Origin of the sequence: Tepidicella baoligensis (assembly GCF_013432195.1) — a bacterium.
GTDB lineage: Bacteria > Pseudomonadota > Gammaproteobacteria > Burkholderiales > Burkholderiaceae_C > Tepidicella > Tepidicella baoligensis.
In genome coordinates, this window is record NZ_JACCDB010000003.1 from 230,435 (window position 1) to 252,500 (window position 22,066).

Sequence of the window (22,066 nt, forward strand, 5' to 3'; positions counted from 1 at the left end):
CCAGTGAACCATGTCACCGCACCTGACAATAACGCCATGAAGCAACAAGACCTTGGCCTGAACCTGAACAAACGCCGCACGCGCAAGGCGGTGTTTCTGGATGAGATGAATCTGGTGGTGCCGTGGACGGAGCTGCTGGCGCTGATTGCGCCACACGCACCGCGTGCCAAGACGGGTCGTCCGCCGTTCGAGTTGGAGACGATGCTGCGTATCCACTTCGTCCAACAATGGTTCGGCCTGTCCGACCTGGCCATGGAAGAGGCCCTTTTCGAGACCGCGCTGTACCGGGAGTTTGTCGGGCTTGGCAGCGTCGAGCGCATTCCAGACCGGGTCAGCATCCTTCGTTTCCGTCACCTGCTCGAAGAACACCATCTGGCCGAACAAATCCTGGCCACCGTCAATGCCACACTCACCGACAAAGGTCTGATGCTGCGCGAAGGCACGGTGGTGGACGCCACCCTGATTGCTGCGCCCAGTTCGACCAAGAACAAGCACGGAGAACGCGACCCCGAGATGCACCAGACCAAGAAGGGTAACCAGTGGCATTTCGGTATGAAGGCACACGCTGGCGTGGATGCCGATTCGGGCCTGGTGCACAGCGTGGCGACCACGGCGGCCAACGCGCACGATGTCACACAAGCCCATGCGTTGCTGCACGGTGAAGAAACCGATGTCTTTGCCGACTCGGGCTACCGGGGTGTGGAGAAACGCGAAGAAATTCAGGCGCAACACCCCAAGGTGAATTGGCACATCGCCATGACGCCGGGCAAGCGCAAAGCGCTGGACAAGGGCACGCCGATGGGCGCCATCCTGGAGAAACTGGAGCAGACCAAAGCCAGCATCCGGGCCAAGGTGGAGCACCCGTTTCGGGTCATCAAACGGCAGTTCGGCTACACCAAGGTCAAGTACCGGGGGCTGGCCAAGAACACGGCCAACCTGATGACGCTGTTTGCGCTGAGCAACCTGTGGATGGCACGGCACAGGCTTTTGCAGGGGCTCAAGGGATGAGTGCGTCCGCAATCGGCCAAAGGGCCAGCGGCAAGGGTGAAATGCCCTTGTTTGCAACCCCAAAATCGCCGGATTCGTCACCATGTGGAATATCTTGTCTCAGTGGCCGCCGGCAAACGTGTTTTGAACACCATCCTTATTCGATGTGTATGGCTTTCAATTGCCAGATCGACCGCTCATAGTACCGTGCGCTTTGCAATTGCGGGTGGGCGTTGAAGGGGTAGATGATGAACAGGGGGCCGCGGGTGCGTATGGACATCGGCTGGTCGTTGAGCCGGGTGGCGATGATGACATCGAACTGCTGGGCGTCGTCGGCCGGGATGCTGATCCGGTAATCGTTCAAAGCGGTGGCGCGCAAGGTCTGTCCCCGGGCTTGCACCAGGCGCAGCACGTCGCGCAACAGGGGGCCACTGAATTTGAGTGGCCGGTCTTCCCAGGGGGTGAGGGTGGTGAATTCGTGTTGTGGCAGGGCTTCGAGCATGGCCATGTCGAAAACGGCGGCCCCTGTTTGGTTGGTCACGCCGATCAGGCCAGTCAGCGTCAGCACCGGGGTCTGGCGCGGGATTTCCAGCGCCTGCACACCGACCGAGGGGCTGAACAGCAGGGGCAGAAACATCCATCGGATCCATTTTTTTATCAAATGAATGGCCATGACTTTGTCGGTTTTATTGTTTGACAGGTTGCAATGGTAGGGGAAATGCCAGTTCGGGGGAACCTCCTCAAGCCGCAGGCGTGGCCGCGCGCTGGGCGAATTCGGCGCGCAGCGCGCGCAGCTTTTCGCGTGGATCTTCTTTCACGGTGGCCGCATCCAGCTGCATTTCCGCGATGAAGCGACTGGGCTGGCCAGGCACCAGTTCACGGCCCTTCTTGCGCCGCTTGAGCCAGCTCACCACCAGCGTGTGCTGCGCGCGCGTGATGCCCACATACATGAGTCGGCGTTCTTCCTCGATCAGCTTGCCCAGGGCCTCGTCATTCAAGCTGTCGTCGCGCTGGAAGGGCAGCAGCCCCTCGTTGACACCGACGAGGATGACGTGTGGCCACTCCAGCCCCTTGGAGGCGTGCAGGGTGGACAGGGTGACCACGTCCTGCTCCTGCTCGCGTTCGGAAATGGTGGCGATCAGCGCGATGGTCTGCGCCACCTCCAGCAGCGATTTGGGTTCGCGCTCGGTGGTGACGCCGCCGGTGTCGTCGATCTGTCCACCGCAGCGCTGGGCGATCCAGTCGCAGAAGTCGATCACATGGCCCCAGCGCGCGGCGGCGACCTTGTCGCTGTCCTCGCTGTCGAGCAGGTGCTGTTCGTAGCCGATGGTCTTGAGCCAGTCGTCCAGAAACGCCTTCGCCGCCTCGTGACCGATGGTGTGCCTGGCGCGGTGTTCCAGGTCGTTGAGGGTGCGGCCGAACTCGTGCAGGCCGTGCACCGCGCGCGCGGGCAGCGCCGCCTGCAAGGAGTGTGAGAACAGCGCCTCGAACAGGCTGACCTTGTACCGGGAGGCAAAGGCGCCGAGCTGTGCCAGCGTCTGGTGGCCGATACCGCGTTTCGGCGTGGTGATGGCGCGCAGGAAGGCCGGGTCGTCGTCGTTGTTGACCAGCAGGCGCAGCCAGGCGCACAGGTCCTTGATCTCGGCGCGGTCGAAAAAGCTCTGCCCGCCCGAGACCTTGTACGGGATCTGTGCCTTGCGCAGGGCGGTTTCCAGTGCCCGAGCCTGGTGGTTGGCGCGGTAGAGGATGGCGAAGTCCTTGAAGGCTTTGTATTGGGCGCCGGTGCTGCCGGCAGCGGCGGAGCCGGCGCGGATGCTCTGGATGCGGGCGACGGCGCGCTCGGCTTCATGGTCCTCGTGGTCGCAGGCGATCACGCGCACCGGCTCGCCTTCGCCGAGTTCGCTCCACAGCGTCTTGGGAAACAGCTTGGGGTTGGGCCCGATGACGTGGTTGGCCGCGCGCAAAATGGCGCTGGTGGAGCGGTAGTTCTGCTCCAGCTTGATGATCTTGAGGTCGGGGAAGTCCTGGGGCAGTTTCTTGAGGTTGTCCAGCGTGGCGCCGCGCCAGCCGTAGATCGACTGGTCGTCGTCGCCCACGGCGGTGAAACGGCCGCGCTCGCCCACCAGCAGTTTCAGCAACTCATACTGCGTGGCGTTGGTGTCCTGGTATTCGTCCACCAGCACATGGCCGAGTCGTTGCTGCCATTTCTCGCGCACGCTCGGGTGTTGTTGCAGCAGTTTCAGCGGCAGGGCGATCAGATCGTCGAAGTCCACGCTCTGGTAGGCGGCCAGGCGTTCCTGGTACTTGGCCATGACCAGCGCGATCACCCGCTCGTTCTCGTCCCGGGCCTGCGCCAGGGCCTGCTCGGCGTTCAGGCCGGCGCTTTTCCAGGCACTGATGGTCCATTGCCAGTGGCGGGCGGTGGTTGCGTCCGTGGTGCCGCCGCAGTCCTTCAGGATGGAGGTGATGTCGTCGGTGTCGAGGATGGAAAACTGCTCTTTCAACCCCAGCGCCGCACCGTCTTCGCGCAGCAGGCGCACGCCCAGCGAGTGGAAGGTGCAGATGATCACGTCCTTGGCGGGTTTGCCCACGAGCTGCCGGGCGCGCTCGCGCATTTCGGCAGCGGCCTTGTTGGTGAAGGTGATGGCCGCGATGCGGTTCGCCGCCAGCCCCGCTTGGATGAGGCGCGCGATCTTGTGCGTGATGACGCGGGTCTTGCCCGAGCCGGCCCCGGCCAGCACCAGGCAGGGGCCCGAGAGGTGGTTCACGGCGTCGAGTTGGGCGATGTTCAAACCAGCAGACATGGACGGACAGCACGAACAAAGCGCCTGATCATAACGGGCCGTCCTGCGACAATGGCGGCCGTGCTCACCGTCCTCCTCGTCACCTTTCCCTTTTTCGCGCTGGTCCTCGCGGGCTTCGTGGCCGCGCGCCGCCGCATGCTGCCGCTGGAAGCCATTCCGGGCCTCAACAGCTTCGTGCTGTATTTCGCGTTGCCCGCGATGCTGTACCGCTTCGGCTCCATCACGCCCATCACGCAGCTGCTCGACGCCGCGGTGTTCGGGGTGTACCTGCTGTGCGCGCTCGTCATGGTGGCCTTCACCATCGTCATGACCTTGAGCCGGCGCATCCGCTGGAACGATGCCTCGCTGGGTGCGCTGGTGGCCGCGTTTCCCAACACCGGGTTCATGGGTGTGCCCCTGCTGGCGGCCCTGCTGGGGCCCGAGAGCGTGGGCACGGTGATCGTTCTCATCGTGGTGGACATGGTGATCACCAGTTCCCTGTGCATCGCCTTGTCGCGACTCGACCAGCGTGACGGCGGCGCGATGGCGGCGGCGGGCAAGGCGCTGCGTGGCGTGCTGGCCAACCCCATGCCCTGGGCCATCATCCTGGGTGCGGTCGCGTCGGCGGTCGAGTTCACCCTTCCGGGGCCGATCGAAAAGACCGTCTGGCTGCTGGCCGATGCAGCCTCTCCCGTGGCCCTGTTCACGATCGGCGCCGTGCTGGCACGTTCCCAGATGCAGGCCGACCACCCCATGCCCTGGAGCGATTACGTGCCCGTGGCTTTGATGAAGCTGCTGCTCCACCCCTTGCTGGTGTTGCTGGTCGGCTCGGTGGCGATTCAGTTCGGGGTGCCGCTGGACCCGTTTACCCTCACGGTGATGGTGCTGGTGGCGGCGCTGCCCAGTGCCAGCAACGTGTCTTTGCTGGCGGAGCGTTTCGGTGCCGACAACGGGCGCATCGCGCGCATCATCCTGGTCTCGACCGCGCTGGCGTTCCTGACCTTTTCCGGGGCGGTGGCTCTGCTGTGGGGCTGATCGGGTTCAGATCGCCAGCGGGTCCACGTCGATGGCCCAACGGATGAGCCCGCGCGTTTCGGGTCGGGTGCGCAGGGCGTGCAAGGCGGGTTGCCAGGCGGCCAGAAAGGCTTGAAGCGCCGGACGCGAGGGGCTTTCCAGCAGCATCTGGGCCCGTTCCACGTTGGCCACGCGCTGGATCGTCATGGGCACAGGGGGGTACACGGTCAGGCGGTCGCGTCCGGGCAGGTCGTCGCCCGCCTGGGAGGCCAGGGTCAGCCAGGCCTGTGCGGCTTCCTGGGTGCGGGCCTCGGCGCGAACCAGCGCTTGGTATCCGAAGGGAGGCATCTGGGCGGCGGCCCGCTCTTCCAGTTGTTGGGCGGCGAAAGCCGGGTAGTCGTGCCGCGCCAGTGCCGCGAACAGGGGGTGCTGGGGGTACCAGGTCTGTACCCAGAGTTCCACGCTGCTGCCCTGCTCGGCCACGAAGGCGGCGTCACGGCCAGCCCGTCCGGCGGCCTGCATCAGCAAGGCGAACAGGCGCTCCGGGGCCCGGTAGTCGCTGGCGAACAGGCCGCTGTCGGTGTTCAGGCTGGCCACCAGCGTGATGCGCCGAAAGTCATGTCCTTTCGCGACCATCTGGGTGCCGACGAGCACGTCCACCTCGCCGGCATGCACGTCGGCCAAGCGGCTTTCCAGACTGCCCTTGGCGCGGGTGGTGTCGGCGTCCAGCCGGGCCACGCGCACCGGCTGCCCATCGGGACGGCGGGCATCGGCCAGCAGGCCAGCGAGTTGTTCCTCGATCTGCTCGGTGCCACGCCCCACGGGTGTGATGTCGAGGTTGCCGCATTCGGGGCAGGCCCGTGGCACGCGCGTGGTGTGACCACAGTGGTGACAGCGCAGTGTGCGGTCGATCTTGTGAAACACCGCATGGGCGCTGCAGTGCGGGCAGTCGCTTTTCCAGCCGCAGTCGTGGCAGGCCAGCACCGGGGCGTAGCCGCGCCGGTTCAGCAGCACCAGGCTCTGCTCGCCCCGGGCGGCGCGTTCGGCCATGGCCTGCAGCAGGGCTGGGGCGATCACGGTGTGCCGGGGTTGCTGGTTCATGTCCACCAGCCGCAGGCGCGGCAGCGCGCCGCCGCCGATGCGTCCGGGCATGGTCAGTCGCAGATACCGCCCTTGCTCGGCCGCGTACCAGCTTTCCAGCGAGGGCGTGGCCGACCCCAGCAGCACCTGGCAAGGTGCATGGGCCGATTCCAGCCGGGCACGGTACACCGCCAGATCCCGGGCCGAGTAGCGCGCCCCTTCCTGGCTCTTGTAGCTGGGGTCGTGCTCTTCATCCACCACGATCAGGCGCAGCCGCGGCAAGCTGGCGAAGATGGCCATGCGCGTGCCCAGCACGATGCGCGCTTGCCCGAGGTGGGCGCTCAGCCAGTGCTTCAAGCGTTGCGCGGGCGTGAGGCCGCTGTGCAGGGACACCACCCCATGCGCCCCCAAACGGTCCCGAAAACGGGCTTCCAACTGGGGCGTGAGGTTGATCTCCGGGACCATCACCAGCACCTGGGCGTGGGGGTCGTCGCTGAGCAGGTGCTCGGCTGTGCGCAGGTACACCTCGGTCTTGCCGCTCCCGGTCGCTCCGAACAAGAGCACGGGTTGGGTGGCGGCGCGCAGCGTCTCCAGAACCTGGGCCTGTTCGGGGCTGAGGTCTGGGGGCGAATGGCCGGCCTCCAGCGGGGGTGCGGTGAGGACGGGCAGTTTTTTCAGCCGCCGCGCGAATGCGTCGGCTGGCAAGTCGCGCAGGGCGGGCGGCAGGGCAGAGAGGGCCACCTCGCCCAAGGCCCGTTGGTAGTAGCGCGCCGCAAAAGCCACCAATTCGCGCCAGCGCTCGTTCAGCGCCGGGATGCCGTCCAGCAGGGAGCCCACCACGCGGGTTTGTGCCGGATCCAGATCGATCGGCGGCTGCTCGCGGAGGGCCCACACGATACCCAGCACCTCGCGGGTCCCCAATGGCACCCTGACCAGAGCGCCTGGCGTCAGCGAGCGCTCACTGCGGTAGGTGAGGCTGTCGCCCAGTCCACTGTGGGCCGGTGTGGTCACGACCACGTCCACCCAAACGGCAGGACTTGGCGGCGGAAGTTCAGTCATTTTGGCGAAAAAAACGGTAAGTCATTGATCCGTCGAAACTTCTGGACTTGCTCAGCATTTCTGTGGATAACTTTGTTGATAGTTGCTGAATCCGCCGTGCAAGGTCTTGAAAATCAAGGCTTTGGTTAGACTGCCTAGAAAATGTGCAGCCAAGCATCATCAATGAAATCAATGACTTACGTATCTTCTGCGGGAAATGCGAGTCGAAATGCCAGCTGCGGGCCGATGCTGCACCGCACCGCAAATTTTGTGCATAAGCCCGGTGCGTCATCTGTGTCCAGCCCCATTTTTGTGCTAGCACGCTGGCCTGAACGGTGCGTTCGTGAGGGATCAGGTAGGCAGCCGCATGCGCCGCGAATGGGCATGCACGGTGTCCACCAGCACCTTCACGTGCTCAGGCGGGGTGTGCTGGCTGATGCCATGCCCGAGGTTGAAGATGTGGGTCGGGCCGGTGGTGGTGCGGTCGGTGTGCGGGGCGCCGAAGCTCTCCAGCACCTTCACCGCTTCGGCCGCCACTTGCTCCGGCTGGGCGAACAGCACGTTGGGGTCCAAATTGCCTTGCAGCGCCTTGCCCGGCCCGCCCACCGCGCCACCCACGGCCGCCCGGGCCTTGGCCAGGTTCACGGTCCAGTCCAGGCCCAGCACGTCACAATCCAGGGTGTCCATGTCGTCCAGCCACAGGCCGCCACCCTTGGTGAACACGATGCGCGGGATGCGCTGGCCGTCGTGCTCCTTGGGCAGCTGGTCCAGCACCCGCTTCGTGTAGGCCAGGCTGAACTGCTGGAAGTGGCCATCGGCGAGTACGCCGCCCCAGCTGTCGAACACCATCACCGCCTGGGCGCCGGCCTCGATCTGGGTGCGCAGGTACAGCGCCACCGCGTCGGCGTTGATGGCGAGCACCCGGTGCATCAGGTCGGGGCGTTGGTACATCAGGGTCTTGACCAGGCGGTAGTCGTCGCTGCCGCCGCCCTCCACCATGTAGCAGGCCAGCGTCCAGGGGCTGCCCGAAAAGCCGATCAACGGTACGCGGCCATTGAGCGCCCGACGGATGGAGGTGACCGCGTCGAACACGTAGCGCAGCTTGTCCATGTCGGGCACGGCCAGGGCGGCGACATCGGCTTCGGTCCGCACCGTTCTTTCAAACTTGGGGCCTTCGCCCAAGGCAAAGCGCAGACCCAGGCCCATGGCATCCGGCACGGTCAGGATGTCGCTGAACAGGATGGCGGCGTCCAGGTCGTAGCGCTCCAGCGGCTGCAGCGTGACTTCGGTGGCGTAGTCCACATGGGTGGCCAGGCCCATGAAGCTGCCGGCCCGGGCCCGGGTGGCGCGGTATTCGGGCAGGTAGCGGCCGGCTTGGCGCATCAGCCAGACGGGCGTGTGGTCGGTCGCTTGGCGCAGGCAGGCGCGCAGGAAGGTGTCGTTCTGCAGGGGGGCGAAGGTCGTGCTCATAACCCCGCATTGTCGCAGGGCGACCGGGGCTTTCAGCCCGCTGCCTTGCGCAGCGCCTGGTCCAGATCCCAGAGGATGTCGTCCACCTCTTCGATCCCCACGCTCAGGCGGATCATGTCAGGCGCCACGCCGGCTTGCTTCAGTTCGTCCTCGTTGAGCTGGCGGTGGGTGGTGGAGGCGGGGTGGATGACCAGCGTCTTCGCATCGCCGATGTTGGCCAAGTGGCTGAGGAACTCGCAGGCGTCGATGAAGCGCTCGCCGGCCTTTGCCGGGTCGCCGGCGCGAATGCCGAAGGTGAGGATGCCGGAGCCGCCGGGCAGGCCGTCCACCATGCGGAACTGTTTGGCGGCCAGTGCGTGGTAGGGCGAGTCGGCCAGCCCGGGGTAGTTGACCCAGGCCACCAGCGGGTGATCGCGCAGAAACTCCGCCACCCGGCGTGCGTTGCGGCAGTGCGCCTGCATGCGCAGGTGCAGGGTTTCGATGCCCTGCAGGATCAGCCAGGCGTTCATGGGCGAGAGCACGGCACCGAAGGTCCGGTTCACCTCCATGCGCGCCTTCATGGTGTAGCCGAAGTTGCCGAAGGTCTCGTAGAACTTGACACCGTGGTAGGCCCGGCTGGGCTCGACCATGTCGGGGAAGTTGCCGTTGCCCCAGTCGAATTGGCCCGACTCCACCACCACGCCGGCCATGGTCGTGCCATGCCCGCCGAAGTATTTGGTCGCACTGTGCACCACGATGTCGGCGCCGTGCTCGAAGGGGCGGCACAGCCAGGGCGTGGCCACGGTGTTGTCGATCACCAGCGGCACGCCGTGGTCGTGCGCCACCTCGGCGATGGCGGCAATGTCCAGCACGTTGACCAGCGGGTTGCCGATGGTTTCGCCATACACCGCACGCGTGTTGGGGCGCATGGCGCGGCGGAAGTTTTCGGGGTCGGACGGTTCCACGAAAGTGGTGGTGATGCCCAGCCGCTCAAACCCCACGCCCAGTTGACCCACCGTGCCGCCGTACAGGGTGGAGGCGGCCACGATGTGGTCGCCCGCCTTGAGGATGGCCAGCAGCGCCGTCATCTGCGCGGCCATGCCGCTGGCGCAGGCCAGCGCGGCACGCCCACCTTCCAGTGCGGCCACGCGTTCCTCCAGCACCGACACCGTGGGGTTGCCGATGCGGCTGTACACGTTGCCGAAGGTCTGCAGGTTGAACAGGCTGGCGGCGTGTTCAGCACTGTCGAACACGAAGCTGGTGGTCTGGTGGATGGGCGTGGCACGCGCGCCGGTGACGGGGTCGGGGATGGCACCGGCATGGATGGCCAGCGTGCCGAAGCCGTAGTCGTGGTCCTGGGCCATGAGGGCTTTCAAACAGAGTCAATAGGGCAATTGCTGGGGGCGTTTGGCCGAAATGACCCGGGTGTTGACCCCGGCCCAGTTCAGCCCGCCAAAGAGCCGGGCATGCTCGATCTTCACGCAGCGGTCGTGCACCACCCACAGGCCGGCCTGCGCGGCCTTGGCCTCGGCCTCGGCGTGCTCCACACCCAGTTGCAGCCACAGGCACTTCGCGCCGACTTCGATGGCCGCATCGGCCAGGGGCGGGATGTCCTCGCTCTTGCGAAAGCCGTCCACCATGTCGATGTGCTGCCCTTGCGCCGCCAGGGCCCGGGCCGCTTCCTGCACACTGGCGTAACAGCGTTCGCCCAGGATGTCGCCGCCTTCGCGCGCCACCAGCGGGTTCACCGGCACGATGCGGTAACCGTGCGCCTGCATGTACTTGGCCGCGAAATAGCTGGGCCGATGCCACTGGGGCGAGAGCCCCACCACCGCCAGGGTGCGGCAGGTCGAGAGAATGCGTCGCAGGGTGGAAATGTCGCTCATCCCCGCAGTGTAAGCACGCCAAAGGCTTGGGTAAATGGTCTCGCCTTACACAAAGCGCACATGGGTCCAGCCCGCTGCCCGCAGGGGCTCGACCACCTTGGCCGAGCGGTTTTCCGAGCGCGGGTCATCCCGGTCAGCTCTTGTACTTGATGGTGCAGCCGTACGCTTGGTTCGTGCTCACACTCAGAGGTTGGCCGGCCAACAGTTCATTGAGTCCTTGCCGGACATAGTTGGTGGCACGTTCGATATCGGCCACGCGGGCCGACGGGATGCTGTCGATGGCACCTGCATACACCAATGTGCCGTTGGCGTCGATGATGTACATGTGTGGAGTGACCCGAGCGCCATAGGCGCGGCCGGTGCGGCCTTCCTCGTCCATCAGCACGGCCGTGGCGGCGGCTTGCTGCTCCTGCATCCACGCCGCCAGAGCGGCCGGTGTCAGGTAATCGGTGCTGGCCTTCTCGGTCGAGTTGATGGTCAGCCACGCCACCCCCTTGCCGGTGTACTCCCGCTGCAGGTTCTGCATGTTGCCCTGGTAGTGCTTGCGCACGAACGGGCAACCCGGGTTGATCCATTCCAGCACCACCGGCCGGCCCCGGAAGTCGCCGAGGCTGACGGTTTGACCCGCCGTGTTTTGGAGGCTGAAAGCCGGAGCAGGTTGGCCGATCTGGGCGGCGACAGCCAGCGTAGGCCACAGCATCAGCGGCGAGATCGCCGCGCCGCTGATGCCCAAAGCGAAGTCACGTCGTTTCATGGGGGACACTCCTTTCACAATGACAATTGCTGGACGGCCGAGCGAACCTCTTCGACCGTCAAAATCTCGGAAAGTATCAGAGGCGTGCGTCCTGGGCCATGCAGCACATACACCGGGATCCCGCTGCGCCCCAGCGCTGCCAGCGATGCGGAGATCACCGGATCACGCCGCGTCCAGTCCGCGCGCAGCAGCACCACCCGCTTGTCGGCGAAGGTTTGCAGCACGTCCGGGTGGTTCAACACCGTGCGTTTGTTGTACTGACAGGTCACACACCAAGCGGCGGTGTAGTCCACGAACACCGGCCGGCCTTGAGCCAACAGGTCGGCTTCACGCTGGGGACTCCAGGCTTCCCAGGCCACGCCTTCGATCGAGGTGGGAGCGAAAGAGGCCACACTGTCCTGCAGCCGGGTCACAGTCGGGCCGATGGCCCACAGCAACCAAGCCAGCCCCAGCAGCGAGAGCGGGCCCAGCACCGTACGCACCTTGCCGCCCCGGTTCAGGGCCCAAATGAGCAGCGCCAACACCACCAGCAGCATCAGCAGTGCGGCAGCGCCATCGATCCCGCTTTGCTGGCCCAGCACCCACAGCAACCACACCACGGTGGCAAACATCGGGAAGGCCATCAACTGGCGGAAAGTTTCCATCCACGGGCCAGGTCGCGGCAGCGCCCGAGCGATCGCTGGTACCCAGCTCGCCAGCAGGTAGGGAAGCGCCATGCCCAGCCCCAACACGGCAAATACCGCCAGGGCTTGGCCGGTCGGCAGCGCGATGGCCAGCCCGAGCGAAGCGCCCATGAACGGAGCGGTGCACGGTGAGGCGACGGCGGTGGCCAAGACCCCGGTGAGGAAAGCATCGGCGGTCGGGTTTCTGGCTTGCAGGCTCGCGACCGAGCTGGGCAGGATGTGTCCGAACTCGAACAGCCCAGCCAGGTTCAAGCCGATCACGGTAAACAGTACCGCCAAAGACGCCACCACCACCGGGTTCTGCAGCTGGAAACCCCAGCCCAGTTGCTCGCCCGCAGCACGCAGGGCCAGCAGCAACCCGCCGAGCGCTATGAAGGACAACACGACGCCCGCCGTGTAGGCCAGTCCGCCGACGCGATGGGCGCCGTGGTTGTTCCCCTGTTGCGAGAAGGCCAGCACTTTGATGGCCAGTATCGGGAACACGCAGGGCATGAGGTTGAGGATCATGCCACCGACGAGGGCGCCGAGCAGAGCCGCCCACAGCGTCAGCGTGGTGGTGCTTGGGCCTGTGGCGGCAGCCGCGCGAGCGGCGTTTTCGGCCAGAGCCGCTTGCAGCGCGGCCGAGGCGCCACTGCCTGCCTGAGCCACGGGCGGCCAGCCATCGGGGACGGGCACCTCCATGCGCACACCCCGTAGCCCCGGCCCCGTCCCGGGTGGGTTGGCTGGCGCGACGACCAACGCCACGGTGTCTGGGCTGTCGGCGCGAAATCGGGAGAGGGGTATCGTGGCGTGCCACACTCCGTTGTCCCAGCGCTGCTGCCAGGCCGCGCCCGGCTCGATCAAGCCGGCCTTTTCGGGAAAGAGCTCCAGTGGGCGGGTACGCCACTCGGGCGGCAAGCCGGTGAGCACCACTTCCAACCCATCGCTGGTGACATGCAGCCGGCTGTTCCCCGGTGCCTGCTCGATCGGGACCGCAGACCAGGCCGCTTCGAAAGCAGCGGCATGCGCCGCAGTGGACAGTTGTGCCGGGATCCGGACCTGAAAATGGGCCTCTTCCGGAACGCATTCCTTGCGGCAGATCAGCCAGCTGGCTAAGACTTCAGCCTGAAGTGTCTGTCCCTGGAAATCGGCACCCACGCGCAGCGGGATGGGCAGCAGCACGGTGCCGTCGTAGCCGTAATTCGCCAGATCGCCCAACGGAAATTTGCGCGGCGTAGGCCATTCGATGTCTCCAGGCGTGATTCCCGCTGGCAACTGCCATTCCAGCTCGGTGGGCAGGCCAGAGTCCCCCGGGTTTTTCCAGTAGGTGTGCCAGTCAGGGGCATGGGTGATCTGTAGGCCCAGCCACAGTGGCTGGCCGGGGGTCACCCCGTTCGGGGCATGCACCAGCAGCTCGGCGCGCGAAAACTCGCTTTGCACCGGGGGTGACACCGTCGCACCTTGCGCCTGGACGCCGCCCGCCAAGGCCAGCGCGAACAGGAAATAGAGCCAGCGTTTGAACATGGGTGAACAATCGGGATTGGATGGTCCGAATCCTCCTGGCGGTCAAAGTTCCGCTTGGAGCAGGTTTGCCGATTGTCCAGCAGGCGAGGTGTTGGTGCAGGCTAAGGGCCTCTTCATAGTGGAAATCTATCAAAACCATAGCGTCCAAGGGGTTTTCAAGAGCGCTCGAGTGTTGAACAATGGCTCTGTGGGTCATGAGCGGCCCCTGTCATGGAGGACGAGTGCATGTTGTCGATGGACAAAGCGTTGGAATCCTGGGTGGCGCGGTGGCGCCAGCGTGTCGACTTGCCGCTGCTGGTCCGGTGGTACACGGCGCCTGGCGAGGTGCCTCCCACCGCCCCTGCCTGGCGTCTGGGGGAGTTTGACGAGCCGGCCGTCACGGTGACGGTGCGCGATGGTGCCGCGCTGCCTGCACTCTTGTCGCCAACGCTCGACAGCCTGGGTGAGGCTTATGTCGAGGGGCTCATCGATGTCGATGGCCGTGTCGAAGACATCCTGGCGATGGCCCATGCCCTGGCCGAGTCCGGGTCTGCCGAGCGCGGGGGGGGCACATGGTCCCGCATGGTCAAGTCCTTCACCCACAGCCGCAAGAGCGATCAGGCCGCCATCCAATACCACTACGATGTCTCCAACGCTTTCTACAGCGAATGGCTGGACCCGGCCATGGTCTATTCCTGCGCCTACTTTGAAAACGGCGACGAGTCGTTGGCCGAGGCGCAGATCAAGAAGATCGATCACATCCTGACCAAGATCCGGTTGCAGCCCGGGCAGCGGCTGCTCGACATCGGTTGTGGCTGGGGGGCGCTGGTCATCCGCGCCGCGCAGCGATTCGGCGCGCAGTGCGTGGGCATCACCCTGTCGCAGAACCAGTACGAACTGGCCACCGAACGCGTGCGGGCGGCCGGTCTGCAGGACCGTGTCGAGATTCGTTTGCAGGACTACCGCGATGTCACCGGCGCCTTCGACCGCATCACCAGCGTCGGCATGTTCGAGCATGTGGGGCTCAAGCACCTCAAGGACTATTTCCGCATCATCCACGACCTTCTCACGCCCGAGGGCTGGTGCCTGAACCACGGCATCACCTCGACCGACCCGCACGATGGCGAAACGAGCCACGGCGGCGGCCGCTTCATCGACAAATACGTTTTTCCCCAGGGAGAGTTGCCGCACATCGGCACCGTGCTGCGTTCCATGCAGGAAGGGGGACTGGAGGCGGTCGACGTCGAGAGTCTGCGCCGGCATTACGCCCGCACGCTGAACTGCTGGAGTGCGTCCTTCGAAGCCAAGACCGACCGCTTGCGCGCGATGGTTCCGGAAAAGACCTGGCGTATCTGGCGCGTCTATCTGGCCGGCTGCGCCTGGGCGTTCGAGCACGACCAGGTTTCGCTGTTCCAAGTGCTGTGCCGCCGCGCCGGGCGTTCCGCACAGGAGTTGCCGTGGTCACGCCGCTGGATGTACGACGGGGCGATCGGTAGCGGCTAAGATGGCCTCATGTCTTCGCGTCCGTCGCCCACCCCCGTGTCCCTGCCCCGTTGGGCAGATCTGTGCACCACCGATTTCGCCGCACTCGATGCGGCCCGTACCGTGGCCGTGCTGCCTGTGGCGGCGACGGAGCAGCACGGGCCCCATCTGCCGTTGTCGGTGGATACCGATCTGCTCGAAGGCGTGCTCGCGGCGGCCGGGGGCTGTTTGGAGGAGGGGGTGCCTGTCTATGTGTTGCCCATCCAGTCCGTCGGCCTGAGTCCCGAACATGAGCGTTTCGCGGGAACGCTTACGTTGCGCCCCGAGACCATCCTGAACCTGTGGCGTGACATCGGTGCGTGCGTGGCGCGCGCCGGTGTGCGCAAGCTGCTGATCTTCAACAGCCACGGGGGGCATGTCGGGCTCATGGACGTGGTGGGGCGTGCATTGCGTGCCCGCCACGACTTGTTGGTGTACGGTGCCAGCTGGTTCGACCTGCCCTTGCTGGATGAACAGGGGCAAGACCTGAACCAGCGTTTCAGTGCCGCCGAGCGCCGTTTCGGCATCCACGCCGGGCAGGTGGAAACGTCGATGATGTTGGCGCTGCGCCCGCACACCGTGCGCATGGACCGAGCCCTCGATTTTGCCTCCACGTCTCAGGAGCGGGCGGCGCGCTGGCCCATTTTGGGCAACGGGCGCAGTGCCAAGCTGGCTTGGCAGATGCAGGACTACCACCCCGCCGGGGCTGTGGGCAATGCCACCGCTGCCGATGCCGAGGTGGGGCAGCTGCTGGTACAGGCAGCGGGTCGTTCGCTCGCCGCGTTGCTGAGCGAAATCAGTGCCTTGCCGCTGTCCACGCTGGTCGACAAGCCCGACTTTTCCTGACGTTGCCCGGGGCGGCCCGCTGCTCCCAGTGCTGAACCGCGCTCAGGCGTGGGTGACCCAGCCCGCCAGGTCTGCCCGTGCCAGGTGTGGCAGCGTGTTGAAGCTCACCAGCGTGTGGCGCTTGGGGTTGTAGGCCACCTCGGTCACCGACGTGTTGCGCATGCGCAGGTTCAACTCGATGGTCGTTTCCGGTGACGTGCCCAACAGATGTCCCACCACGGTGGAAATCGGCCCGCCGCTGGTGATGATCAGCACATGGCCCTGATGGTGTGCCCGCACGTGGTCCAGGACGGACGTCACACCGGCCACGAAGTCCTCGTAACGGGGCATGCCGCGCGGCGTCATCACACCCGCCATCCATTGGCGCAGGGCATCGCGCAGCAGGCGGAAGTGCTGGCGGTAGCCCTCGGCCGTGGTGGGTGGTTCCGTGGGGCGGGTGTGCAGCGCATCGATCAGCGCCGCGCTGTCGTATTCGTTCAAGCCAGGCCAGGCCAGCGGTTCGGCGGCCCAGCCCATACCCTGTGACAGGCCTTCCCAAGTCTGCACGTGGCGGCGCAGCGTGCCCGTGATCACGGCCTCGAACGCCAGGCCGTGCTCGCGGAAGTGCTCGCCCAGGCGCTCACTTTGCCGCAGGCCCAGGGGGCTGAGCTGGTCGTAGTCGTCCGCGCCGAACGAGGCCTGGCCGTGGCGCACGAGGTAAAGCGTTCCCATGACGGGTGATTGTCCGAGCTGGCGAGCCGGGTCGCAGTCGCCGCCGTGACCTGTGGGGCAGCGGGTTGCCCAGGTCAGCGGTTGGCGTGAGCACATCCACCTGCCGAAAAGGGCGTGACAACCGGCTCATCGCCTTTGCAACTGCTCGCGCACGGCCTGCGCCAGTGCGGCCACGCCGGTGTGCATCTGGCCTGTCGAAGCGGTGACGAACGACAGGCGCAGCGTGCGGGGATCGGCGTGGTCGGCGTAAAAAGCAGCACCGGGCACGAAGGCCACGCCCTTATCGACCGCATGCGGCAGCAGTTCGATCGCGTTCATCCCTTCGGGCAGGCGAGCCCAGAGGAACATGCCGCCGTCCGGACGGTTCCAGGTCACGCCCAACCCTTGCATCTCTTGGTCCAGCGCTTGCAGCATGGCATCGCGCTGCGCCCGATACAAGGCGCGTATGGAGGGCACATGCCGATCCAGGAATCCGTTCTTCAGGACCTCAGCCACCACGCGCTGGTTGAAGCTCGGCGTATGGAGGTCTGCCGCTTGCTTGGCTTGCAGCAGCTTGGGGTAGAGCGCGGGCGGGGCCACCAGAAAGCCCAGCCGCAGGCCGGGAGCCAGCACCTTGGAAAACGACCCCAGGTACACGCAGCCTTCGGGGTGGCGCGCCGTCAGCGGGGCAGGTGGCGGGGTGTCGAACCACAAGTCGCCATAGGGGTTGTCTTCCACCATCGGCAGGCCCAGCCGCCGGGTTTCGGCGCTCAGGGCGGCACGGCGCGCCTCGCTCATCGTGCGGCCGGTCGGGTTCTGGAAGTTGGGCAGCACATACATGAAGCGGGGGAAGTCCTTGGCCGGGTCCAGGTCCAGCTGCAGCAGGCGGCGGCGTTCCGGGGCTTGCGGGGCATCTGCCGGATCGTCTGCCATACCCAGCGTGTGGTGCAGGTCCTGCAACAGCGGGCCTTCATCGTCACTGGCCACCTCCACCACGCTGGGTTCCATGGGCGCGAAGGCCTGCAGCGCGCCGAGATACGTCGGGGTCTCCACCAGCACCCGACTGCCCGGGTCGATCAGCACCTTGCCCACCAGGTCGAGCCCTTGCTGCGAGCCGGTGGTGATCAGCACATGCGCGGGGTCCACCGCCCAAGGCAGCATCTCGGCCACCTGTTCGCGCAGTGCCCCGAGCCCCTCGCTGGCGGCGTACTGCAGGGCCGCGCGGCCATCGTCGCGCAGCACCTTGGCACAGGCCTCGGCAAACACCTCCACGGGGAAGGTCTTGGGCGAAGGCAACCCGCCCGCGAAGCTGATGATGCCGGGGCGCTCGGTCACCTTCAGGATTTCGCGGATCACCGACGGGTTCATCTTGTGGGCGCGTTGGGCCAGGGTCCAGTCCATGGTTCAGGGCTTTCCTTGTGTCGTGGTTTGAATGGAAGTGCGTTTGCCCTGCGGCTTGGTCAGGGTCATGGTCAGGCCATCCGTCAGGGGGCCATCGGTTGAATTCGTGTGCTTCCCGTACCGTCCAGCCCGGAAACCAGCATCCACAGGGCCGTCAGCACCAGTGCCAGGGCCATGCCCCGGTTGAACCAGCGCAGCCGCTGTCCGCTCGGCTGGCCATGAACCAACGGGCCAGCCAGCCAGCCGCGCAATACAGAGCCGATCAGTGCGTAGGTCAGATTGCTGGCGAACGCATACACGATGAACACCGGCATGACCAGCCAGAAACGCTGCAGCGCGTCTGGCTGGCCTGCAATCCATCCGGCCACGATGGACAGGGCCAGCATCCAGGCCTTGATGTTGAGAAACTGCAGGCCCACACCGCGCACGAAGGTCACGTTCAGGCTGGCCAGGTTCGCGTGGGACAGCGTGCGGCTGCCTGCCAAGCCCCAGGCCAGCCACAGCAGGTAGGCCACGCCCCCTACCAGGATGGCGCCACGCAACACAGGCATGGTCAGCACCAGCACCCCCACGCCTGCGGCACATAAGGTCAGCAGCAGGGTCCAGCCCACCGGCACGGCACACACGAAGCGCAGTGCCCGTCGCAGGCCGAAGTTGGCGGCCAACGCCGTGGACAGTGTGGTGTTCGGCCCGGGTGTGAAGCTTGCGGCCGTGGCCAGTGTCAGCAGCGCGCCGAATTCAGCGGCGTCCATAGCGGCAACCTGAACAGGGGGATGAACTCATGCCTGCAATATAGGCGTTTAAATCAATACACTTGCAGTACAGTTGCGCCATTCACGCCATCAACTGTATGGCTTTGTCGAGCCACACACTGGAGCCCCGCACGCATGCCTGCCCCCTTTTCTTCGGTGTTGTTGCCTTCGGACTGCGACACCGCCGCCCCAGCCAGTGGCCTCACGCGTGGCAGCGGCACGTCGCTTGCCCAGCAGCTGGCGGACCGTTTCGCGATCCGCATCCGCGATCGTCTCCTGGCGCCGGGCACCCGTTTGCCCAGCGTGCGGCAGTGTGCGGCAATCAACGGCTTGAGCCCGTCCACGGTGGTGGCTGCCTACGACCAGCTCCTGGCACGCGGGCTGGTCGAAGCGCGCCGCAATAGGGGGTTTTTCGTGCGCGAGCGTGCCGGGGCGGCATCCATGCCATTTCAGGCTCCAACCGAGCGGGGCCTGCCCGGCTCGCGTCCACAGGCACCGGTCAATGCCGCCGCGCTCATCCGGGGCATGTTTCAGGGCAGCGATGACCGACCCCAGCCCTGCATGGGCGTGCTTCCGCCAGACTGGCTGGCGTCCAGCTTCATGCCCGCGGCCCTGCGTCGCGTCACCGCCTCGCGCGCGCTCACCGATGCGTCTTTGCGCTATGGGGATCCCCGGGGAGACCCGCATTTGCGCCAGGTGCTGGCCGGCCGCCTGATGGCGCTGGGTCTGCCGGTGGATGACGCCCAACTGATCACCACCGTGGGTGCGACGCATGCGCTGGACATCATCAGCCGCACCTTGTTGCGGCCGGGCGATGCCGTCATGGTCGAAGAGCCTGGCTGGGCGGTCGAATTTGCCCGTCTCCAGGCGCTCGGCATGCGTCTGTTGCCCGTGCCCCGCGGCCCCGCCGGCCCGGATCTGGAAACCATGTCCCGCTACTGCGAAGCGCACGCCCCGAAGCTGTACGTCAGTGTGAGCGTGCTGCACAACCCGACCGGCTATTCTTTGTCGCCGGCCAGTGCCCACCGCGTGCTCCAGCTGGCTCAGCGTCACGGCTTCTTCGTGGTCGAAGACGACACCTATAGCCACATCGCCGCCGAACATGCCACCCGCCTGTCGGTGCTCGACGGCTTGCAGCGCACCTTCTATGTCAGTGGCTTTGCCAAAATCCTTGCCCCCAACTGGCGTGTTGGCTACCTGGCGGCCCCCTCCGCCTGGGTGGAGCGCTTGCTCGACACCAAGCTGCTGTCCACCCTCACCACGCCCAGCCTCATGGAGCGGGCGCTGGCCCACTGCATCGAGCGGGGCCAGCTGCGTCGTCATGCCGAACGCATTCGTGGTCGGCTCCATGCGGCCCGGCAACGCAGTGTCAAGCTCGCGCTTGAAGCGGGGTGCCGTTTTGTGTCCGAGCCCGCGGGCCTGTTCGGCTGGGTCGACACCGGTGTGGACACCGAAGTGCTTGCGCAGCGGCTCCTGGATGATGGCATCCTGATTGCCCCGGGCACCCTGTTTCACGCGCACCGCACGCCCAGCACCTACATGCGGATCAATTTCGCCACCACCCAGGCTGCCGCGTTTTGGCGTGCCCTGGCCGTTGCTCGTGAGGACCTCTGAAATCAGGACGCGGTACTCAGCGCTTCCCAGCGCTCCCATGCTTGCAGCAGCGCCGCTTCGATCTCACTGTGTCGGGCAACGAGTTCGGCCGCTCGGGCCGGATCCGTGCCGTAGAGGGTGCCGTCGGCCAGCGCTGCGTCGATCGCTTTCTGCTCGGTTTCGAGCGCCTCGATGCGCGCCGGCAAGGCCTCCAGTTCGCGTTGCTCTTTGTAGCTCAGCTTGCGCCGCGAACGACTCGTTGCCGTGGAAGGTGGCGCAGTGGGGGGCGTGCTCCGTGCAGTGGCCGAAGGGGCGCGGTTCACCTGCGCCTCGACCACCGGATGCCAGGCCGGCGCCCGGCCATGCAGCCGCATCGATTGCTGGACCCAATCCTCTACGCCACCCTCGTATTCGCGCCACCGGCCTTCGCCTTCATAGACGATGGTGCTCGTGACCACATTGTCCAGAAAGCGCCGGTCATGGCTCACCAGAAACACCGCTCCCTCGAAGTCCGCCAGCAGCTGCTCCAGCAGCTCCAGCGTCTCGATGTCCAGGTCGTTTGTCGGTTCATCGAGCACCAGCATATTCGCCGGTCGGGCGAACAGCCGAGCCAGCAGCAGCCGGTTGCGTTCGCCGCCCGACAGGCTGCGCACAGGCGACTGCGCCCGCGCGGGCGAGAACAGAAAGTCCCCCAAATAGCTTTTCACGTGCGTGCGCCGGTTGCCAATCTCGATCCATTCGCTGCCCGGGCTGATGAAGTCCTCCAGCGTCGCGTCCAGATCGAGTTGATGGCGCATCTGATCGAAGTAGGCCACTTCCAGCCGCTGACCGATGCGAACCGTCCCCTCATCCGGCGGGAGCAGCCCCAGCATGAGTTTGAGCAAGGTCGTTTTGCCAGCCCCATTGGGGCCGATCAGACCGACCTTGTCTCCTCGCAGAATCGTCGCGCTGAACCGATCCACCACCGTCTGGCGTTGTTCGCCTGCCCCGAAGTGTTTGCTCACCTGTTCCAGCTCCGCCACCAGCTTGCCTCCGGCATCGCCTCGGTTCACCTCCATTCGCGCGAGTCCGACCGCCTCCCGCCGTTGTCGGCGCTGGGTCCGCAACACCTTCAGTCGCTCGATGCGCGCCTGCGCCCGGGTTCGGCGAGCCTCCACCCCTTTGCGTATCCACACCTCTTCCTGGGCCAGCAGCTTGTCCGCCTTGGCGTTGACCACCGCCTCCTGTGCCAGGCGCTCATCCTTGAGCCGCTGAAATTCACTGAAATTGCCCGGATAGTTCCACAGCTGACCCCGATCCAGCTCCACGATCCGCGTGGTCACACGATCCAGAAAATCCCGATCATGGCTGATCACGACCACGGCCCCCCGAAAGGCCTGCAGCAACTCGGCCAACCAGTCGATCGCGTCCATGTCCAGGTGGTTGGTCGGCTCATCCAACAGCAACAGATTGGGCAGCGCCACCAATGCCCGTGCCAGTGCCACCCGCTTGCGCACACCACCGGAAAGCGAAGCAATCCGCGTCTGCGGCCTCAAAGACAGACGAGACAGCGTCTCCTGCACCCGCTGCTCCCAGCGCCAGCCATCCAGTGCCTCGATCTCGTTTTGCAACGCATCCAGGTCGGCGCCCGGCGCATGTTCCAAATACCTCTGGCACAACCGCCTCACATCATCCAACCCCCCGCAGACCGCATCGAACACCGACTCATCATCGTTCAGAGCAGGCTCCTGCGGCACATACGAAGAGCGAAGATCGAGTTGACGCTGAATCTCGCCATCGTCTGGCCGTTCCAGCCCCGCCAGAATGCGAAGCAATGACGATTTGCCCGTCCCGTTGCGCCCGACGATCCCCATGCGCTCCCCGGGTTCCAGTGCCAGCTGCACACGGTCGAGCAAAGGAACATGCCCATACGCCAGGGAAACATCATTCAGAGAGATCAGTGCCATGACACGAGAGCGTAACAGCTTGGGCGTGGGCGCAGCGGTCAGCAAGAGGTGGCCAGTCATCCCCCGCAAAAAACCATCCACAATCTTGCGATTTCGGGAAAACCCGGTATACAATCTCGCTCCTCACAACGTTCTGGCGCTTCCAAGCCGGTGGGCTGGCA

The 22,066-nt window shown here is 65.6% G+C and carries 17 protein-coding genes; 5 read left to right on the forward strand and 12 right to left on the reverse strand.

What is annotated here, in order from left to right; all coding sequences use genetic code 11:
* The first annotated feature begins 36 nt into the window (after nucleotides 1-36).
* Nucleotides 37-1,008, forward strand: a complete 972-nt coding sequence (locus HZS63_RS05765; RefSeq protein ID WP_180683096.1) for an IS5 family transposase — start codon at nucleotides 37-39, stop codon at nucleotides 1,006-1,008.
* Between the two features lie 136 nt (nucleotides 1,009-1,144).
* Here HZS63_RS05765 and HZS63_RS05770 read toward each other — a convergent pair whose 3' ends face one another.
* Nucleotides 1,145-1,624 (reverse strand): putative pterin-binding protein, encoded by a 480-nt coding sequence (locus tag HZS63_RS05770; RefSeq protein WP_180683097.1) that lies wholly within the window; start codon nucleotides 1,622-1,624, stop codon nucleotides 1,145-1,147.
* A gap of 103 nt (nucleotides 1,625-1,727) precedes the next feature.
* Nucleotides 1,728-3,791, reverse strand: a complete 2,064-nt coding sequence (locus HZS63_RS05775; RefSeq protein WP_180683098.1) for an ATP-dependent helicase — start codon at nucleotides 3,789-3,791, stop codon at nucleotides 1,728-1,730.
* A gap of 60 nt (nucleotides 3,792-3,851) precedes the next feature.
* On the opposite strand from HZS63_RS05775, the gene HZS63_RS05780 reads away from it, so the two are divergent.
* Nucleotides 3,852-4,805, forward strand: a complete 954-nt coding sequence (locus HZS63_RS05780; RefSeq protein ID WP_180683099.1) for an AEC family transporter — start codon at nucleotides 3,852-3,854, stop codon at nucleotides 4,803-4,805.
* A gap of 6 nt (nucleotides 4,806-4,811) precedes the next feature.
* Here the strand turns inward: HZS63_RS05780 and priA are convergent, their stop codons facing one another.
* The 6 genes from priA to HZS63_RS05810 all read right to left on the reverse strand — a co-directional run bounded on the left by priA (nucleotide 4,812) and on the right by HZS63_RS05810 (nucleotide 13,177).
* On the reverse strand, nucleotides 4,812-6,923 hold the full coding sequence (gene priA / locus HZS63_RS05785; protein WP_180683100.1) for a replication restart helicase PriA: 2,112 nt from the start codon (nucleotides 6,921-6,923) through the stop codon (nucleotides 4,812-4,814).
* Between the two features lie 330 nt (nucleotides 6,924-7,253).
* Nucleotides 7,254-8,372: a uroporphyrinogen decarboxylase gene (gene hemE, locus HZS63_RS05790; protein ID WP_180683101.1), complete on the reverse strand. Its 1,119-nt coding sequence runs from the start codon at nucleotides 8,370-8,372 to the stop codon at nucleotides 7,254-7,256.
* A 32-nt stretch (nucleotides 8,373-8,404) separates the two neighbouring features.
* The gene (locus tag HZS63_RS05795; protein WP_180683102.1) at nucleotides 8,405-9,715 is read right to left on the reverse strand and encodes an O-acetylhomoserine aminocarboxypropyltransferase/cysteine synthase family protein; all 1,311 of its coding nucleotides are present in this window, start codon (nucleotides 9,713-9,715) and stop codon (nucleotides 8,405-8,407) included.
* 18 nt (nucleotides 9,716-9,733) lie between these two features.
* On the reverse strand, nucleotides 9,734-10,237 hold the full coding sequence (locus HZS63_RS05800; protein ID WP_180683103.1) for a CoA-binding protein: 504 nt from the start codon (nucleotides 10,235-10,237) through the stop codon (nucleotides 9,734-9,736).
* A gap of 133 nt (nucleotides 10,238-10,370) precedes the next feature.
* The gene (locus tag HZS63_RS05805) at nucleotides 10,371-10,991 is read right to left on the reverse strand and encodes a thioredoxin family protein (protein ID WP_180683104.1); all 621 of its coding nucleotides are present in this window, start codon (nucleotides 10,989-10,991) and stop codon (nucleotides 10,371-10,373) included.
* 14 nt (nucleotides 10,992-11,005) lie between these two features.
* Entirely contained in the window at nucleotides 11,006-13,177 is a 2,172-nt protein-coding gene (locus HZS63_RS05810) for a protein-disulfide reductase DsbD family protein (protein ID WP_180683105.1), read from the reverse strand.
* Between the two features lie 234 nt (nucleotides 13,178-13,411).
* Here HZS63_RS05810 and HZS63_RS05815 point away from each other — a divergent pair, with 234 nt between their 5' ends.
* Both HZS63_RS05815 and HZS63_RS05820 read left to right on the forward strand, forming a co-directional pair.
* Nucleotides 13,412-14,659, forward strand: coding sequence for a class I SAM-dependent methyltransferase (locus HZS63_RS05815; protein WP_425505917.1), 1,248 nt, complete (start codon nucleotides 13,412-13,414; stop codon nucleotides 14,657-14,659).
* A 9-nt stretch (nucleotides 14,660-14,668) separates the two neighbouring features.
* Nucleotides 14,669-15,523 (forward strand): creatininase family protein, encoded by an 855-nt coding sequence (locus tag HZS63_RS05820; RefSeq protein ID WP_180683107.1) that lies wholly within the window; start codon nucleotides 14,669-14,671, stop codon nucleotides 15,521-15,523.
* Nucleotides 15,524-15,565: 42 nt separating this feature from the next.
* Here the strand turns inward: HZS63_RS05820 and HZS63_RS05825 are convergent, their stop codons facing one another.
* From HZS63_RS05825 to HZS63_RS05835, 3 genes are all read right to left on the reverse strand, one after another.
* Entirely contained in the window at nucleotides 15,566-16,234 is a 669-nt protein-coding gene (locus tag HZS63_RS05825) for a histidine phosphatase family protein (RefSeq protein ID WP_180683108.1), read from the reverse strand.
* Nucleotides 16,235-16,360: 126 nt separating this feature from the next.
* Nucleotides 16,361-17,614, reverse strand: coding sequence for an aminotransferase-like domain-containing protein (locus HZS63_RS05830; RefSeq protein ID WP_180683109.1), 1,254 nt, complete (start codon nucleotides 17,612-17,614; stop codon nucleotides 16,361-16,363).
* An 83-nt stretch (nucleotides 17,615-17,697) separates the two neighbouring features.
* On the reverse strand, nucleotides 17,698-18,366 hold the full coding sequence (locus tag HZS63_RS05835; RefSeq protein ID WP_180683110.1) for a LysE family translocator: 669 nt from the start codon (nucleotides 18,364-18,366) through the stop codon (nucleotides 17,698-17,700).
* A 135-nt stretch (nucleotides 18,367-18,501) separates the two neighbouring features.
* On the opposite strand from HZS63_RS05835, the gene HZS63_RS05840 reads away from it, so the two are divergent.
* Nucleotides 18,502-19,980, forward strand: coding sequence for an aminotransferase-like domain-containing protein (locus HZS63_RS05840; protein WP_180683111.1), 1,479 nt, complete (start codon nucleotides 18,502-18,504; stop codon nucleotides 19,978-19,980).
* Between the two features lie 2 nt (nucleotides 19,981-19,982).
* Here the strand turns inward: HZS63_RS05840 and abc-f are convergent, their stop codons facing one another.
* The gene (abc-f, locus tag HZS63_RS05845; RefSeq protein ID WP_180683112.1) at nucleotides 19,983-21,905 is read right to left on the reverse strand and encodes a ribosomal protection-like ABC-F family protein; all 1,923 of its coding nucleotides are present in this window, start codon (nucleotides 21,903-21,905) and stop codon (nucleotides 19,983-19,985) included.
* Nucleotides 21,906-22,066 lie beyond the last annotated feature (161 nt).